The sequence below is a fragment of the Nocardioides luteus genome (genome assembly GCF_000960475.2).
Classification (GTDB): Bacteria; Actinomycetota; Actinomycetes; order Propionibacteriales; family Nocardioidaceae; genus Nocardioides; species Nocardioides luteus_A.
This window is the reverse complement of sequence record NZ_JZDQ02000008.1, coordinates 60,360-73,915: the sequence shown is the minus strand read 5'-3', so window position 1 is coordinate 73,915 and position 13,556 is coordinate 60,360. Positions and strand designations below refer to the sequence as shown.

Below are 13,556 nucleotides of genomic sequence, written 5' to 3'. Positions count from 1 at the left end.
GGAATCCATGTCACATGTTTCTCCGCGGAACCCGTTCTCGGTGCCTAAAGTGTGTGCACTTCGTCACTTCGAATCGAGAGAATGAGCGTTATGACCCCTCCGAACTGGGCACTCGTGCAGTACTCCTCCCCCGGGCTTACCGCCCCCTCTGTCGGCGTCCTGGCCGACCGGCAAGTCCGCCGTTTACCCGCATCTTTCACCAGCCGCCCGCTACTCGCGCTGCTCGACGACTGGGCAACGGTCGAGCCTGCTCTGCGTACGTTGGAGGCGACTGATCTCGAGATCGTGCCGGACGCGGAACTACACGCCCCCCTGACCTATCCACGGAAGGTGCTTTGCACGGGCGCGAACTACTACAGCCACACCGAGGAGATGGGCACCGAACGGCCGTCCCCGGATGCGGATCCCTACTTCTTCTTCAAGCCTCCGACGACGACCGTCGTCGGACCTGGCGCTGAGGTCGAGATTGCTGACCCGAAGGAGGGTTGGAACGTCGACTGGGAGGTCGAGCTCGCGGTCGTGATCGGAACGGGCGGGCACGACATCCCGCTCGATGAGGCGCTCAACCACGTCGCTGGTTACACCATCGCCAACGACCTGTCCGCCCGTGGCCTCTTCCACCGCAAGAGCGCGGTCTTTCCCGCATTCGAGTGGGACTGGGTCAGCCACAAGGCACTCGACGGATTCTTGCCCCTGGGGCCTGGTGTCGTGCCGCACTGGTTCGTCGAGGACCCACAGCAGGTCGGCCTGCGCCTGAGCGTCAACGGTGTCGTCAAGCAGGAGAGCTCGACTGCCGACATGGTCGTGAGTGTCGCGGCGCAAATTGCCGCGGCGAGCCGAATCGTGCAGCTCGAGCCGGGGGACGTGATCCTCACCGGTACGCCGGCCGGCGTCGGATTCCCTCGTCAGGAGTGGCTGACTCCGGGCGATGTCGTCCTCGCCGAGATCCACGGAATGGGCCAGCTCGAAACGCGGATGGTGCAGCGATGAACACTTGGCCGGAGCTTCGCACCGTCCCCGCCGCGATGACCGCGGTGACCTTCCGCGAGCACGGGGGACCCGATGTGCTCCAGCCGGAGGTTCTGCCGGTTCCGAGGCTCGGCGGCGACGAGGTCCTCGTCCAGGTCGCTGCCGTGGCCGTGGGCCGACTGCTCGATCTCGCGGCACGAGCAGGCACGCATCCCTATGCCAAGTTCTCGTTCCCCCACGTCCTCGGGGCAGAGCACTCCGGTGTCGTGGCGGCGGTCGGTCGCGCGGTGACTTCCGTCAAGGTCGGCGACCGAGTCGCTGGCTTCCCCGTCGTCACATGCGGGACCTGTCGCCAGTGCGTGGCCGGCCGCGACGAGCTGTGTCAGACGCTTGAGATCATCGGCACCCATCGACCGGGGGCATACGCCGAGTACGTATCCATGCCTGCCTCGAACCTCCATCTGGTTCCGGACGGCCTTGATCCGATCGAGGCGGTTGCCCTCGCCCTCGGGCCAGCAGTCGCGATGAACCAACTCCGCCGCGCAGGAATGAAGGCCGGCGACTGGGTCGTCGTCCAGGCCGCGACATCCGCCCTGGGAAGCGTTACGGCTGCCCTTGCACAGCACCTCGGCGCGCACGTCATCGTGACGTCGCGGGACGAGGACAAGCGGAAGCGGCTCAGCGGGCTCGGGTTCACGCACGTGCTGGACGGCACGCGTCCCGAGTTCCCAGACGAGGTCCGATCACTCAGCGAAGGGGGTGCACAGGTCGTCGTCGACAACATCGGTGACCCCGACCTGTGGCGCAATAGCCAGCTCGCGCTCGCGCCGGGCGGCATCGTCGTCTCCAGCGGCGCGTTCGCGGGGCACGACGTGCCGGTGGATCTCAAGCGTCTCTATTCACTGGGGCAGTCGGTCATCGGCGTCCGCACCGGCAATCGGGAGAGTTCTCGATTGGCATGGGCGGAGGTCGGGCGGGGATTCCGGGCTCCAGCCACCACGACTTTCGCGCTGAGCGAAGCGGCAGCAGCCCATCAGTTCCTCGAGAAAGACCTGAACGTGGGTCGCGTCGCGCTCGTCGTGGGGGCAGAATCGTCAGATGGGTCGTAGCGAACAGGTTTCCTCGGCGGAGAACGTGCTCCGTCTGCTGGTCGCCTTGAGCGAGCGCGACCGGATCAGAGTGGCCGAGGCCGCCGAACTCCTCGCCGTTACGCCGCCGACCGCCCACCGTCTGCTCGCTACCCTCAAACAGCATCAGTTTGCCGAGCAGGACCGTCAGCGTGCATACGTGCCCGGACCCCGGCTCACCCAAATGCGTCGCTCCGGCGGGCCGATGCCTGACATCGTCAGCACGGCACACCCGTTCCTCGCCGATCTCGCCGCCACCACGGGCGAGACCGCCCACCTGGTCGCGCTCGAAGGCAACGGGGTGCGGTTCATCGACGGCGTCGACGGCACCATCCCGCCACGGGTGCGCCGCCGGGTCGGGCTGCTGCTACCTGCGCACACGGTCTCCGGCGGCAAGGTGCTCCTAGCCCACCTCACGGATGCCCAGCTCGCCGCCCTGTATCCCTTGGGCAAGGTGAACCGTCGCGACGGCAGCACCATGGACCTCGCGGCCCTGAGGCGGGAGTTGACGGTCGTGCGACGGCAGGGCTTCGCCCTCAACCTCGGCGAGACCGAGCGGGAGGTCTACGGAGTCGGCGTTCCGGTCGTCCTTCCCTCCCGCCGGGCCGCCGGAGCCGTCGTGATCGGCTCACCCGCGGTCCGTTCATCCAGGACTGCTCTGACCGAGCATCTGCAGGCCCTTCGGTCCTGCGCTACCGGCATCGCAGGCGCGCTTGCCAATGCTCTGACGCACGCCCTGTCCTGAGCGAGCCCTCCCCGACGCTCCTCGTTCCGCAGGGCAGAAGTTGCCATGTGACCCGTGGCACCGCCACTCCAGGTGTATGCACTCTGGTTATCGGACCTACGTGCATCGCGACGGAGACGGCCGAACGAGCCTCCCTCCGCCCGACCCACGACTCAACGTATCGACGGAGGAAACCCGATGACGCTCACCGGGGAAGCGCAGACCAAGTTGCCCGACATCGTCCGGATCAACCCGACCGACGGCAAGTCGGTCCTCAGCATCGTGAAGGAGTCGGGGGCGGGCGGCGTCGACCGCGCCGTCACGGACGCCGCCGCTGCCCAGATCGGGTGGGCGGCCACAACCCTCACCGAACGAGCAGAACTCCTTCACCAGGCCGCGGACGCGGCAGAGGCGCAGGCAGATGCCATCGCTACGACGTTGGCACGCGAGCTCGGCAAGCCCATCAACGACAGCCGCGCCGAGGTCCGCGTGGCGGTGACCCTGATCCGGCAGATGGCCGAGGAGGGCGGCGCGCATCTGGCCGACGAGGAGGAGGACGACGAGCGTGGACACCTACGAGTCATGCACCAGCCATACGGCGTCGTGGCTGCGATCGTTCCCTGGAACGCCCCGCTTGTCCTCGCCGCCACGAAAGTGGGGCCGGCGCTCCTCGCAGGCAACGCGATCGTTGTGAAGCCGTCACCCGTGGCCTCCGCGGCGGTCACCACCCTGATCGAGGCGATCGGCTCCGTGTTGCCCGCCGGACTGGTCAGGGCCGTTCAGGGCGACCGTGCGACTGGAGCCGCACTGGTGGCGCATCCCGGCGTGCGCCGGATCGCATTCACCGGCGGCGAAGCGGCCGGTGCCGCCGTGATGGTGGGAGCCGCACCCCGCGCAGTGCCCGTCAGCCTGGAACTTGGTGGCAACGACGCCGCGATCGTGCTCCCGGACGCACCGTTCTCTCCTGAGCTCTTCAAGCGCGCGGTCCTGGCGAGCTTCCGCACCAGTGGCCAGGTCTGCATGGCCGCGAAACGCTGGTACGTCCACCGGTCTGTCCTAGGCACCTTCGTCGATGGATTCATCGAGGCCTCCCGGAGGCATCTCATCGTCGGCGATCCACTGCTGGAGGAGACCACGATGGGTCCCGTCGCCACCCCGAACCAGCGCGATTTCGTGCGCGGGCTCATCAAGGACGCGGCCGAGCGCGGTGCAACTGTCGTTGAACTTGGCACGATTCCAGATCCCGAGCTGGTGAATGGTCCTGGCACGTTCCTGCGGCCGGCGCTCGTCGTCGGAGCCGAGGACGACTGGCCAGTGGCGCGGCTCGAGCAGTTTGGCCCTGTTGCTCCCGTCATGGTCTTCGACGACCTCGACGAAGCGGTGCGTCGCGCCAATGCCTCGGAGCTCGGCCTCGGGTCGTCCGTGTGGACGGCAGACGAGGACCTGGCCTTCGCACTCGCAGCACGCCTGGAGGCGGGCTACACGTTCGTCAACACCCACAACCTGGACGGCGTCGCGCTTCGTGCCCCGTTCGGTGGCGTGAAGGGGAGCGGATTCGGCAGAGAGTTCGGCCCCGCAACGGTGCTGGAGTACACCGCGACCCACGCCGTCCACCTGCCCGCCCACGCTCGCGAGGCGCGGTCATGACGGCACGGGTCCGCGCAGGCGGCAAGGTGTGGCAGCTCACCGATGCGTTCACGTTCAACGAGGAAATTCGGCCCCTGCCTGAGCCCCGTCCGGGCGAGGTCGTTGTGCACCCGACAGCCGTCGGCATCTGCGGAACCGACCTCCACGCTTGGCGGGGCCGGCTGGACCGCCTGCCGATCGTCCCGACTCACGACGGGATCGGCATTGTCACCAACGTGGGCCCCAGAGCAGACCCGGCCCTGCGCGGCGCACGTGTCGTCATCGACCCCGTCGACCAGTGCGGTACTTGCGCGTCGTGCCGCGCCGGCCACCCGGGCGTTTGCCTGGTGGGCGGTTACCTCGGAATGACCGTGGACGGCCTGCTCGCCGAGCGCGTCGCCCTGCCAGCAGCACGAGTCGTCCCTGTCCCACCTAGCGTCGGCGACGACGCCGCAACCGTCCTCGAGCCGGTCGCGATCGGATTCCGCATTCGCGCCGAGATCGCCGCCCGGAGGATAACGCCGGGCACCGCCCTGCTCATCGGCGGAGGACCGCTCGGCCTCCTGATCGGCCAGCTCCTCGCCCACGATGGCTGGCTCGTGACCATCGAGGAACCGTCAGCCGAGCGCCGAGCGCGCGCACACAACCTGGGTCTCGCTGCATCAGCGCCCGGTGAACACTCCGGCTGGCGTGCAACTCTGGTGGTCGACACCTCGGCCGTCGAGCCAGGGACACGCGCCGCGTTGGCGGCGGCAGTTCCCGGAGCATTGGTCATCCTGTTGGGTCGTTCGCCAGCCGACGTTCCTGCAGGCGACATCCTGCTCCGCGAGATCGACCTCCTCGGCATTCGAGGTGGCGCCGGCCATTACGCCGACGCATTGGCCGCGGTCGCCAATGGCACCCTCGACCCCGCGTCACTCGTCGACGAGATGCACGAGATCAACGACCTCGGCGACCTCGAGAAGGCATTCAGCTCGCACGACCGCCCCATCCCCCCGCTTCGCTCGGTCCTCCACCTCCCGTGACCGCGCAAACCACCTAAGGAGACTGAGATGACAGAGAACAACGACATCCTCATTGCAGGAGCCGGCATCGGCGGCCTCACCCTTGCACTTCAGCTGCACCGCGCTGGCATCACTTGCCAGGTGCACGAGGCAGCGCCCGACCTCATCCCAATCGGTGCCGGAGTGAACCTGCTGCCCCACTCCACCGCCGTGCTCGCCGAGCTCGGCTTGCTTGACCAACTGACGGCCGTCGCTCTTGAGACGAAGGAGTCCGCCTTCTACAACCGCCACGGCCAGCTCGTGTACACCGAGCCAGCCGGCCGCCACGCGGGGCATGACACTCCCCAGCTCTCCATCCACCGTGGCGCACTCCAATCCGTCCTCCTCGAAGCAGTCCGCGAGCGGCTCGGCGCCGACGCCGTGCAACTCGGCAGCACGGTCACGACGGCAACGTCGTACGACGATCGCGTCGAGGTGACCGTCGCCCAGACCGCCGATCAGTCGGTGACGCGCACGATCTCTGTTTCCGGTGTGGTCGGGGCCGACGGAATCCACTCCGCCCTCCGCAAACAGCTCCACCCCAACGACGGCGCCCCGCTCTACTCGGGCGTGACCATGTGGCGCGGAGTCGTCCGCGCTCCGTCGTTCCTCACCGGTGGCTCGATGGTCCGAGCCGGCTGGCTGGCCAGCGGCAAGATGGTGATCTACCCGCTAACCGCGCCCGACGCGGACGGCACTCAACTGATCAACTGGGTGGCCGAAGTCGAGCGGGCGCGCCCGACCGACCGCGAGTGGAGCCGCGTCGGTCAACTCGAGGACTTCATCGACGTCTTCGCCGACTGGACGTTCGACTGGCTCGATGTGCCGGGCCTGGTGAGCTCGACCGAGACCATCTTGGAGTACCCCATGGTCGACCAGGACCCCCTTCCATACTGGGGTTCTGGCCGCATCACTCTGCTCGGCGACGCGGCGCACCCGATGGTCCCCCGTGGCTCGAACGGCGCAGGCCAGGCCATCCTGGATACCCGGGCTCTCCGGGCCGCCCTTGAGGCCGAGGCGACCATCGAGGACGCGTTCGCGGCCTATGAGGCCGAGCGTGTACCCGCCACGGCAGCGGTGGTCCTGACCAATCGCACAAACCCGCCCGACGCTATCCTCCGCGAGGTCTACGAGCGCACCGACGACAAGCCGTTCGGGAACATCGACGACGTCATCAGCCGGGACGAGATCACCTCGCTCGTGCGGGACTACCGCCATATCACCGGAATGCAACCGTCGGTCTGACGACGCCAGGACGGCTAGCTTGAGCGCCATGTCGCTCCAAACCTTGCTCGCCGGCCACCCCGTCCCGGTGGTGAGCGATCCCCGGCAAACCAGCGCGACGGTGCACGGCCACCTTCGCCGGTTGATCATGACCGGGGTCCTCCCACCGGGGACGGTGCTCAACCAGGCCGAGCTCGCCAAACTCCTTGCGGTCAGCAGGACTCCGACTCGGGAAGCGTTTCGCATGCTCCAGGAGGAGGGGCTGGTCGAGGCAGACCTCAACCAGCGCCCGCGAGTCAAGGGCTTCGATTCGGACGAACTGGACACGTTGTACGCCGCACGGATCTCGCTGGAGTGCCTCGGCATACACGCGACCGCAGGTCGACTGACCGCCGCCGAGCGCAAGGAGGCCGCCCAACTCCTACGCGCCATGAAGCAGGCGGGGGGCGCGGATCACCTCGACAGGTGGTCGACCCTCCACGACCGCTTCCACGAACTCCTCGTCATCCGCGTCGGCAGCTTCGTCGGACGCACGATCGCGTCCTATTCGGCCCAGAGCGAGCGCTACAGACGTCTGTACGGCGCCGAGCATCCGAGCGCGGTCGAAGAACGCCACGCGGAGCACGTCGCCCTGCTCGACAGCGTGATCGACGGCGACCGAGATCGGGCCACCCGCCTGATGGCGGCGCACCTCGCCGCCACGGCACGGCTCGTCCTGGCCGACCTCGACAGCGACTTCGAGCCGAACTCGATCACGTGCGCAGTGGACCTCATGAGCCGGAGCCAGCAGTCCTGACGGAAACGGTTCGGCGCCCGCCGATGACTGCCCTCATTCGACGCGGCAAAGGCGCGCGGCCGGTATTCCCGGACGCGCGCCTTTGCGTAGTTTGTTCAGGTTGCCAGCCCAGTCACCAACACCGTATGAAGGCCATCGTCATGGAATGTCGATGATGATCCGGGGTTGGCGGACACCCGGTGTGCTGCCGGCCCCGTCAGTGTGCGAGACCACGCGCGAGACACAGCAGCACATCTTGGCGGACGCGTCCTTCTGTCGCTCGCTGTAGAACACATCACGGTGGTCGATCTCGCCGTCGAGATCGCCCACGCGGACCTCGCAAAGCCCACACTCACCGCGCCGACAGTCGAACATCATGTCAACACCTGCAGTCTCGAGCGCCTCAAGCATGGAGACGCCAGGACCGACGGTGACATTGACCTCGAGCCGGGGAATCGCGACCTCGAACTCCTCGGGCTCGAACCAGCCACTGTTGCCGAAGGTCTCGTAGCGCAGGTTGGGCAGGCTGTGTCCAGCGGCCTCCCAGCTGCGTCGGACGGCATCCATCAGTCGGATCGGACCGCACATGTACAGCTCGGTCGCCCCGCCGGCCTCCTTGACCAGCGCATCGAGGTCGAGCAGCCCGTCCTCGTCGTCGAGGTGAAGGGTGGTTCGCTCCCCGTGTTCCTTCTGAAGCTCGACGCCATAGGCCATGACGTCACTGCTGCGGGCCGCGTAGACGAGGTGGTAGTCCGCCCCGACCTGACGGAGTGCCGACGCCATCGCGGCGATTGCAGTCACGCCGATGCCACCGGCCAGCAGGATGTACTTCGGCGCGCCGATGCGCAGCGGGAAGTTCTGTAGCGGTTGGGTGATCTCGATCCGGTCTCCCGGCGTGAGCGTATGCATGTAGATCGATCCGCCACGTGATGCCGGCGCACGCTGGACGCTGATCGCCAGCACCTTGCCCTCGTCGAGCGATTCGACGATCGAGTACGACCGCTTGTCCGTGGTCTCACCGATCTGGACCTTCACGTCGACGTGTGTGCCCGGATCTGCCTTCGCGGGCTGGTCTGGCTCCAGCTCGATCCGGAGGATGTCGGCGGCGACCGCGCGGGTCGCGACGACCGTCGCGAACTGCCAGACCTCATTGTTTGTGGCACCCATGTGATTCTCCTGGTCCGGTCAGAGACGGACCGGACGTCCTTCCGCCTCCAGGGCGCGCTCAAGGATCCGCCGGATCCACATGCCGCCGCCGTCGATGTTGAGGTTGTAGAACTCGTAGTCCGGATTGGACTCGATCGCCTGCTGCTGGGCCTGAAGCATCGCCGTGTCCTCCTTGAAGACATTGCTGATCCCCGCCCGGATCTGGCTCGTCAGCAACTGGCTCTGCAGGTCGTAGTTGCGCATCCATGCCCAGAAGTACTTGGTCTTTGTCGCTGAGACCGGGGTGATCGCATTCATCACGAAGCCGTTGATGCCCTGACTGCGATCCCCCTCGGGCGCTCCGGTGCCGGTCTTGGCCACACCGACGTCGATCCGGATCACAGAGGGGAAGCCGTACTCGATCAACTGCCAGCGATCGACGTTCCCGTCGTAACCGTGCTGGGCGCGCATCTGTGCCTTCATGAACGGCACGGCGGGAGTGTCGATCATCCAGCGCTGCAGTCGGACCGTGTCGCCCTCGTGCTGCACGGTGAAGTCACTCTCGCTGAGACCGCCGCCGCCGATACTGCTGGTGTGCAGGAACTCCTCATGAGTCAGGTCCATCAAGTTGTCCATGACGAGTTGGTAGTTGCAGTCCAGCTCGATGGTCTCGCCATCGCCAGCCCACGCCGGGTCATCCATCTGGTGCATGTCCGGAATCAGGTCCGGGTTCGCGGCAAGCGGATCACCCACCCAGACCCAGACGAAGCGATGCCGCTCCACCACTGGGAACGACGGCACCAGCGCGCTCGGGTTGAGAGACTCCTGTGCGGGCATGCTGACGCAACGGCCCGCCGGGTTGTAGACGATGCCGTGGTAGGGGCAGCGAATGTCGTCCCCGATCACCTCGCCCATCGAGAGTGGCGCGAGCCGGTGCCAGCAGGCATCAGCCAGGGCCACGGGCCGGTTGTCCTCGGTGCGGTAGAGCACCAGCGGCCGGTCAGCAACCCGAACAGCGGTGGGCTTGCGGGTCACTTCGCGGTCCCAAGCTGCGACATACCAGGTGTTGAGCGGAAAGTTCAGAGTCTTGTTCGTGGTCGAACTACGGCTTTCCGCCTCCGGGATCGTGCGCTCCAACATTCAAAACCTCCGTCAGACCAAGAAATTTCTTAAGTACATACACCTTGGACCGCCAACGTGGCCGACGTCACGGGCAGCCAGACAGATTCCGCTGTGCGAAACGGGCTGTCAGAACTGTTCTGGTAATTGATCATCAGTCCGCTAACGACTCGGTTCCTTCGCCAACCGCTGCGACGGTGCCCGCGTGCTCGGCCCCGAGGATGCGAGGCAGCAGCACTGTCTTGGCGTAAGGGCGGATTGCCGCCCGAGCGCTGAGGCCCAGGAGCCGGTCGATGCTCAACGCCTCTCCATCGAAACGAACATGCTGGGTCACGCTGTACGGGTCTTTAGTTCGTCCTGACTGAATCTCTACGGCTCAAGCTGGACACACATTCGAGCGTGAGTGACATCACGGGTCATCGCGGCGGTGGCGTCGGGAGCACTCAGCAGCAACCGGTGGACGCGCCCTGATCGGATTTCCAGGCCCCCAAGCATGGCGCGACGTGCATACACTCGGCCGCATGAGTGTGAATGCTACCGAGGCGCACGAGCCGAGCGAGAGCAAACGGGGCAGGCGCCTCGCACTGGACGTTCACGCCTCCGTGCGAAACATGATCCTTAGCGGGGAGTTGCCACCGGGCGCGCCCCTGCTGCAAGCGGTCCTTGCACGTTCGCTCAATGTCAGTCGCACGCCGATGCGCGAGGCCTTCCGCCTGCTTCAGGAGGAGGGTCTGATCGAGAGCCAACCTGATCAACGCGCTGTGGTGCGCTCGATCGATCCGGGCGAGATTGATGCTGTTTACGCGGCGCGCCTCACGTTGGAGTCGGTGGCCGTGAGCATCTCAGTTCGCATCGCAACCCCAGATGTCGTGCAGCGTCTCGCCGAGTCATTGGCCCAGATGCGCCAGCATGCTGGCGACGACATCGACCGTTGGCAAGAGACCCACCGAGAGTTCCACCGACTCACCACGGAGGGCGCACCCATGCTCGCGGACTCGCTGCGCGGCCTGGGCGACCGCGCGGAGCGATTCCTGAGGCTGGCCAGGCTCGGCCATGCCCAGGCCAGCCACCGCTGGGACGCCGACCACGAGACGCTGGTCGAGGCCTTCCACGCCCGGGACCACGACCTCGCGGTTTCCACCATCGCCCAACATCTGGCCCGCACGGCCTTCACCGCGATGGCCGACATCGCACCGCGCCAGGATGCAGTGGCCACCCGCTCCGCCCTCAACCTATTATCGCGCGACTGCTGAACCAGCCCTGGCGACCCTCAACAACTTCCCGCCTACCGCGTGCCGGAACTGCGGGCTACTCGTTCAGGACCAACCCGCGAATGGCGATCGGGTGCGACCGGCTTCGAAGGTGAGCTGGCCCATGTCACGCCTGGAGGCGTTCGACTTGTTGGCGCAGGGCGCTGACATCGAACGTGGAGCAGCGTGCACATGGGCGCCACGGCCCCCCAATCGCGACGCTCGTTTGAGCTATACAACTTTCCGGACCCTGAAATTTGCGCGGCGCTCGCGTGATGAACATCACGAGAGAGGAGAAGGTGTACGCACTTTCACCCCAGCTTGAGGAGCGCACATGATCGAGGCCAGCCGCACCCTATCCGTCAACGACGGCGGGCAGCTTCCCCACCTGTCTCTGGACGACATGTGGGAGGGACTGCTGGAGAAGGCACGCAACCCGATTCCGTACGTCAAGGCCATCTCCGACTGCACGATTATTGAGAAGTTCGATGGCGGCCTGGTGCGAGAGGTCGCACTTCACGGTGAGGTCGCGCGCGAGCTAGTGACCTTCTATCCCAAGCAGCTTGTCCACTTCGTCCGCATGCGCGGCATCCCCGGGACGATCGACAACGAGCTCTCGCGGAGTGACGACGGTGACCTGCTGTTGACGTTCCGCTTCAGACTGGTCGTCCCCGGCGCCGAGGCTGGCAGCGACCAGGAGAGGAAGTTCGCTGACGCCATGGTCGAGGACTATCTCGATGCGGTGCGCACGACCATCGCCGCCTGCCGAGACCGTCTCCTGGCGAGGGCCGGACAGTGAGCGGCAACGCCATGGTTAGCGACCTCGCCCAACAGGTGTTCGCTCGCGTCGACACCAAGGACGCCGCTGGCTTTGCGGCTCTCTTCGAGCCCGAGGGCCGCTGCACCTTCGGAAACTATGACGTGCTGGCCGGCCCTGAGCAGATCGAGGCTGCGGCGGCGAGCTTCCTCGCCAGCATCGCAGCCATCAGCCACTCTATTCGCCACGAGTGGGTCATCGGCGACGACACCATCGTTGAAGCACAAGTCGCCTACACAAGACTCGACGGAAAGGCTGTTACGGTGCCCGTCGTCTCCATCTGGCGAACTGGAGCGGACGGGATGATTGAGGACTATCGGGTCTTTTACGACCTGACCCCGGTGTTCGCCTGAGGGGTTGGAACGCGCCCCTCGCTACTTGCGACATAGCTCGACGCGATGTGGAGCGCGATTCACTCCCCGGGCATGCATCACCAGGTGCAAGATTGTGACGGTACTCCGAGGAGGCGCTCATGCTCGCGCGCCACAGGGGAATCGACAGCACGACGACATGGTGAGTGCGTACTCATCCCTGGTCATGGATGAGCAGCATCTCATTGATCCCGGTGATCCTGGTAGGCGAGTGGTACGCCCTCCGCATCAACGGGAGCCCCCGCCCACACGCGAAGGGCGTCCATCGCCGGCCGCAGGGCCTCGCCACGAGAGGTGAGCCGGTAGGTCACCGCGAGCGGCGGCCCTTCATCAACATCTCGGGCGACAAGCCCGGCCGCCTGCAGTTCGGCCAGCCGCTGGGTCAGAACCCGCTTCGTGAGCTGCGGAATTGCACGGACCAGTTCGTTGTACCGAGCCGGGCGCTGCAGCAACAGATCGATGATCAGCCCGGTCCACCGCTTCCCCAGAACGTCGAAGACGTGCTGGGTGTACGTGCATGCATGCAGGTCGAGGCTTGGATCCACCTCGCCAGGATACTTTACTCACTCGAGGAATGTTTTCTATACCTGGTATGTTCTTGATACAGACGAGCTCAATCCTTGAGCTCACCAAATGAAGGAGCGCAACATGTCCACACAGCACTACCCGAACTTCCGACTCACTCGTGATCGCGCTGCCGTGATCCTGGTCGACCACCAGGTCGGCCTGATCCTCGGTGTGGAGGACCACGACAAGGAAGAGCTGCGGCGCAACGTCCTTGCCCTCGCTAAGGTGGCCAAGGCCCACAACCTCCCGGTGCTCCTCAGCACCAGTGCCGACGAGGGCCCGAACGGGCCTATCCTTCCCGAGCTGCGGGCCCTGCTTCCCGACGCACCGCTGGTCCGACGCCCGGGAGAGATCGACGCGTTCGACAACGACGAGTTCGCGGCCACCGTCCGTGACCTCGGACGTGACCAGCTGATCATCGCGGGAATCAGCACCGATGTCTGCGTCGCCTTTGCCTCGCTGTCCGCGATCGACGCCGGCTACCAGGTCCACGCGGTGACTGATGCCTCTGGCACCTGGAGTGAACTGGCCGCGGAGGCTTCCATCAACCGGATGCGAAGTGCCGGGGTCACGATCAACAGCACCGTCGGCGTGGCCGCCGAGCTGCAGCGCGACTGGCGTCAGCCGGGCGGCCAGGAGACTGCGGAGCTGATGGCCACCAATGCCGTTCCGTTCTACGGGTCTCTTGTGGCCTTCACGCGGGCCGGCGAGTCGGCATCGGTCTGAGCAAACCCGAAAGAGCCCCGCGTGGCCGGTCCGGTAGACGTCGGTCGACCGGGCCGGCCACGCGGCGCCTCG

The 13,556-nt window shown here is 66.1% G+C and carries 14 protein-coding genes; 11 read left to right on the top strand and 3 right to left on the bottom strand.

The window, feature by feature from the left end; all coding sequences use genetic code 11:
- Positions 1-90: 90 nt before the first annotated feature.
- The 7 genes from UG56_RS07205 (at position 91) to UG56_RS07175 (ending at position 7,509) form a co-directional block, all read left to right on the top strand.
- Complete coding sequence (locus UG56_RS07205) at positions 91-990, top strand: fumarylacetoacetate hydrolase family protein (protein ID WP_045548605.1); 900 nt, start codon at positions 91-93, stop codon at positions 988-990.
- Positions 987-2,078, top strand: coding sequence for an alcohol dehydrogenase catalytic domain-containing protein (locus UG56_RS07200; RefSeq protein ID WP_045548606.1), 1,092 nt, complete (start codon positions 987-989; stop codon positions 2,076-2,078). The genes UG56_RS07205 and UG56_RS07200 overlap by 4 nt, the downstream gene beginning before the upstream one ends.
- Positions 2,068-2,841 carry an IclR family transcriptional regulator gene (locus UG56_RS07195; RefSeq protein ID WP_045548607.1) on the top strand — a complete coding sequence of 258 codons (774 nt, stop codon included), beginning with the start codon at positions 2,068-2,070 and terminating at the stop codon, positions 2,839-2,841. The genes UG56_RS07200 and UG56_RS07195 overlap by 11 nt, the downstream gene beginning before the upstream one ends.
- Before the next feature lie 177 nt (positions 2,842-3,018).
- Positions 3,019-4,467, top strand: coding sequence for an aldehyde dehydrogenase family protein (locus UG56_RS07190; protein ID WP_052693504.1), 1,449 nt, complete (start codon positions 3,019-3,021; stop codon positions 4,465-4,467).
- On the top strand, positions 4,464-5,471 hold the full coding sequence (locus UG56_RS07185) for an alcohol dehydrogenase catalytic domain-containing protein (RefSeq protein WP_084100667.1): 1,008 nt from the start codon (positions 4,464-4,466) through the stop codon (positions 5,469-5,471). The genes UG56_RS07190 and UG56_RS07185 overlap by 4 nt, the downstream gene beginning before the upstream one ends.
- A gap of 27 nt (positions 5,472-5,498) precedes the next feature.
- The gene (locus UG56_RS07180; protein WP_045548608.1) at positions 5,499-6,734 is read left to right on the top strand and encodes a flavin-dependent oxidoreductase; all 1,236 of its coding nucleotides are present in this window, start codon (positions 5,499-5,501) and stop codon (positions 6,732-6,734) included.
- Positions 6,735-6,762: 28 nt separating this feature from the next.
- The gene (locus UG56_RS07175; protein WP_052693508.1) at positions 6,763-7,509 is read left to right on the top strand and encodes a GntR family transcriptional regulator; all 747 of its coding nucleotides are present in this window, start codon (positions 6,763-6,765) and stop codon (positions 7,507-7,509) included.
- Positions 7,510-7,647: 138 nt separating this feature from the next.
- Here UG56_RS07175 and UG56_RS07170 read toward each other — a convergent pair whose 3' ends face one another.
- The gene (locus UG56_RS07170; RefSeq protein ID WP_045548609.1) at positions 7,648-8,655 is read right to left on the bottom strand and encodes a PDR/VanB family oxidoreductase; all 1,008 of its coding nucleotides are present in this window, start codon (positions 8,653-8,655) and stop codon (positions 7,648-7,650) included.
- An 18-nt stretch (positions 8,656-8,673) separates the two neighbouring features.
- A complete protein-coding gene (locus tag UG56_RS07165) occupies positions 8,674-9,774 on the bottom strand; it encodes an aromatic ring-hydroxylating dioxygenase subunit alpha (RefSeq protein WP_045548610.1) in 1,101 nt (366 codons plus the stop codon).
- 500 nt (positions 9,775-10,274) lie between these two features.
- Between UG56_RS07165 and UG56_RS07160 the strand changes: the two genes are divergently transcribed.
- The 3 genes from UG56_RS07160 to UG56_RS07150 all read left to right on the top strand — a co-directional run bounded on the left by UG56_RS07160 (position 10,275) and on the right by UG56_RS07150 (position 12,173).
- Positions 10,275-11,006 (top strand): GntR family transcriptional regulator, encoded by a 732-nt coding sequence (locus UG56_RS07160; protein WP_045548612.1) that lies wholly within the window; start codon positions 10,275-10,277, stop codon positions 11,004-11,006.
- A gap of 331 nt (positions 11,007-11,337) precedes the next feature.
- On the top strand, positions 11,338-11,802 hold the full coding sequence (locus UG56_RS07155) for an SRPBCC family protein (RefSeq protein WP_045548613.1): 465 nt from the start codon (positions 11,338-11,340) through the stop codon (positions 11,800-11,802).
- On the top strand, positions 11,799-12,173 hold the full coding sequence (locus UG56_RS07150) for a nuclear transport factor 2 family protein (RefSeq protein WP_256206482.1): 375 nt from the start codon (positions 11,799-11,801) through the stop codon (positions 12,171-12,173). The genes UG56_RS07155 and UG56_RS07150 overlap by 4 nt, the downstream gene beginning before the upstream one ends.
- A 200-nt stretch (positions 12,174-12,373) precedes the next feature.
- Here UG56_RS07150 and UG56_RS07145 read toward each other — a convergent pair whose 3' ends face one another.
- The gene (locus UG56_RS07145; protein ID WP_045548614.1) at positions 12,374-12,736 is read right to left on the bottom strand and encodes a winged helix-turn-helix transcriptional regulator; all 363 of its coding nucleotides are present in this window, start codon (positions 12,734-12,736) and stop codon (positions 12,374-12,376) included.
- A 103-nt stretch (positions 12,737-12,839) separates the two neighbouring features.
- On the opposite strand from UG56_RS07145, the gene UG56_RS07140 reads away from it, so the two are divergent.
- Positions 12,840-13,484, top strand: coding sequence for an isochorismatase family protein (locus tag UG56_RS07140; protein ID WP_045548629.1), 645 nt, complete (start codon positions 12,840-12,842; stop codon positions 13,482-13,484).
- Positions 13,485-13,556: the final 72 nt, after the last annotated feature.

Coding starts and splice junctions, on each gene's coding strand:
- UG56_RS07175 (WP_052693508.1), top strand. CDS start 6,763: ATGTCGCTCCAAACCTTGCTCGCCGGCCACCCCGTCCCGGTGGTGAGC.
- UG56_RS07205 (WP_045548605.1), top strand. CDS start 91: ATGACCCCTCCGAACTGGGCACTCGTGCAGTACTCCTCCCCCGGGCTT.
- UG56_RS07190 (WP_052693504.1), top strand. CDS start 3,019: ATGACGCTCACCGGGGAAGCGCAGACCAAGTTGCCCGACATCGTCCGG.
- UG56_RS07155 (WP_045548613.1), top strand. CDS start 11,338: ATGATCGAGGCCAGCCGCACCCTATCCGTCAACGACGGCGGGCAGCTT.
- UG56_RS07140 (WP_045548629.1), top strand. CDS start 12,840: ATGTCCACACAGCACTACCCGAACTTCCGACTCACTCGTGATCGCGCT.
- UG56_RS07165 (WP_045548610.1), bottom strand. CDS start 9,774: ATGTTGGAGCGCACGATCCCGGAGGCGGAAAGCCGTAGTTCGACCACG.
- UG56_RS07195 (WP_045548607.1), top strand. CDS start 2,068: ATGGGTCGTAGCGAACAGGTTTCCTCGGCGGAGAACGTGCTCCGTCTG.
- UG56_RS07160 (WP_045548612.1), top strand. CDS start 10,275: ATGAGTGTGAATGCTACCGAGGCGCACGAGCCGAGCGAGAGCAAACGG.
- UG56_RS07170 (WP_045548609.1), bottom strand. CDS start 8,655: ATGGGTGCCACAAACAATGAGGTCTGGCAGTTCGCGACGGTCGTCGCG.
- UG56_RS07180 (WP_045548608.1), top strand. CDS start 5,499: ATGACAGAGAACAACGACATCCTCATTGCAGGAGCCGGCATCGGCGGC.
- UG56_RS07185 (WP_084100667.1), top strand. CDS start 4,464: ATGACGGCACGGGTCCGCGCAGGCGGCAAGGTGTGGCAGCTCACCGAT.
- UG56_RS07200 (WP_045548606.1), top strand. CDS start 987: ATGAACACTTGGCCGGAGCTTCGCACCGTCCCCGCCGCGATGACCGCG.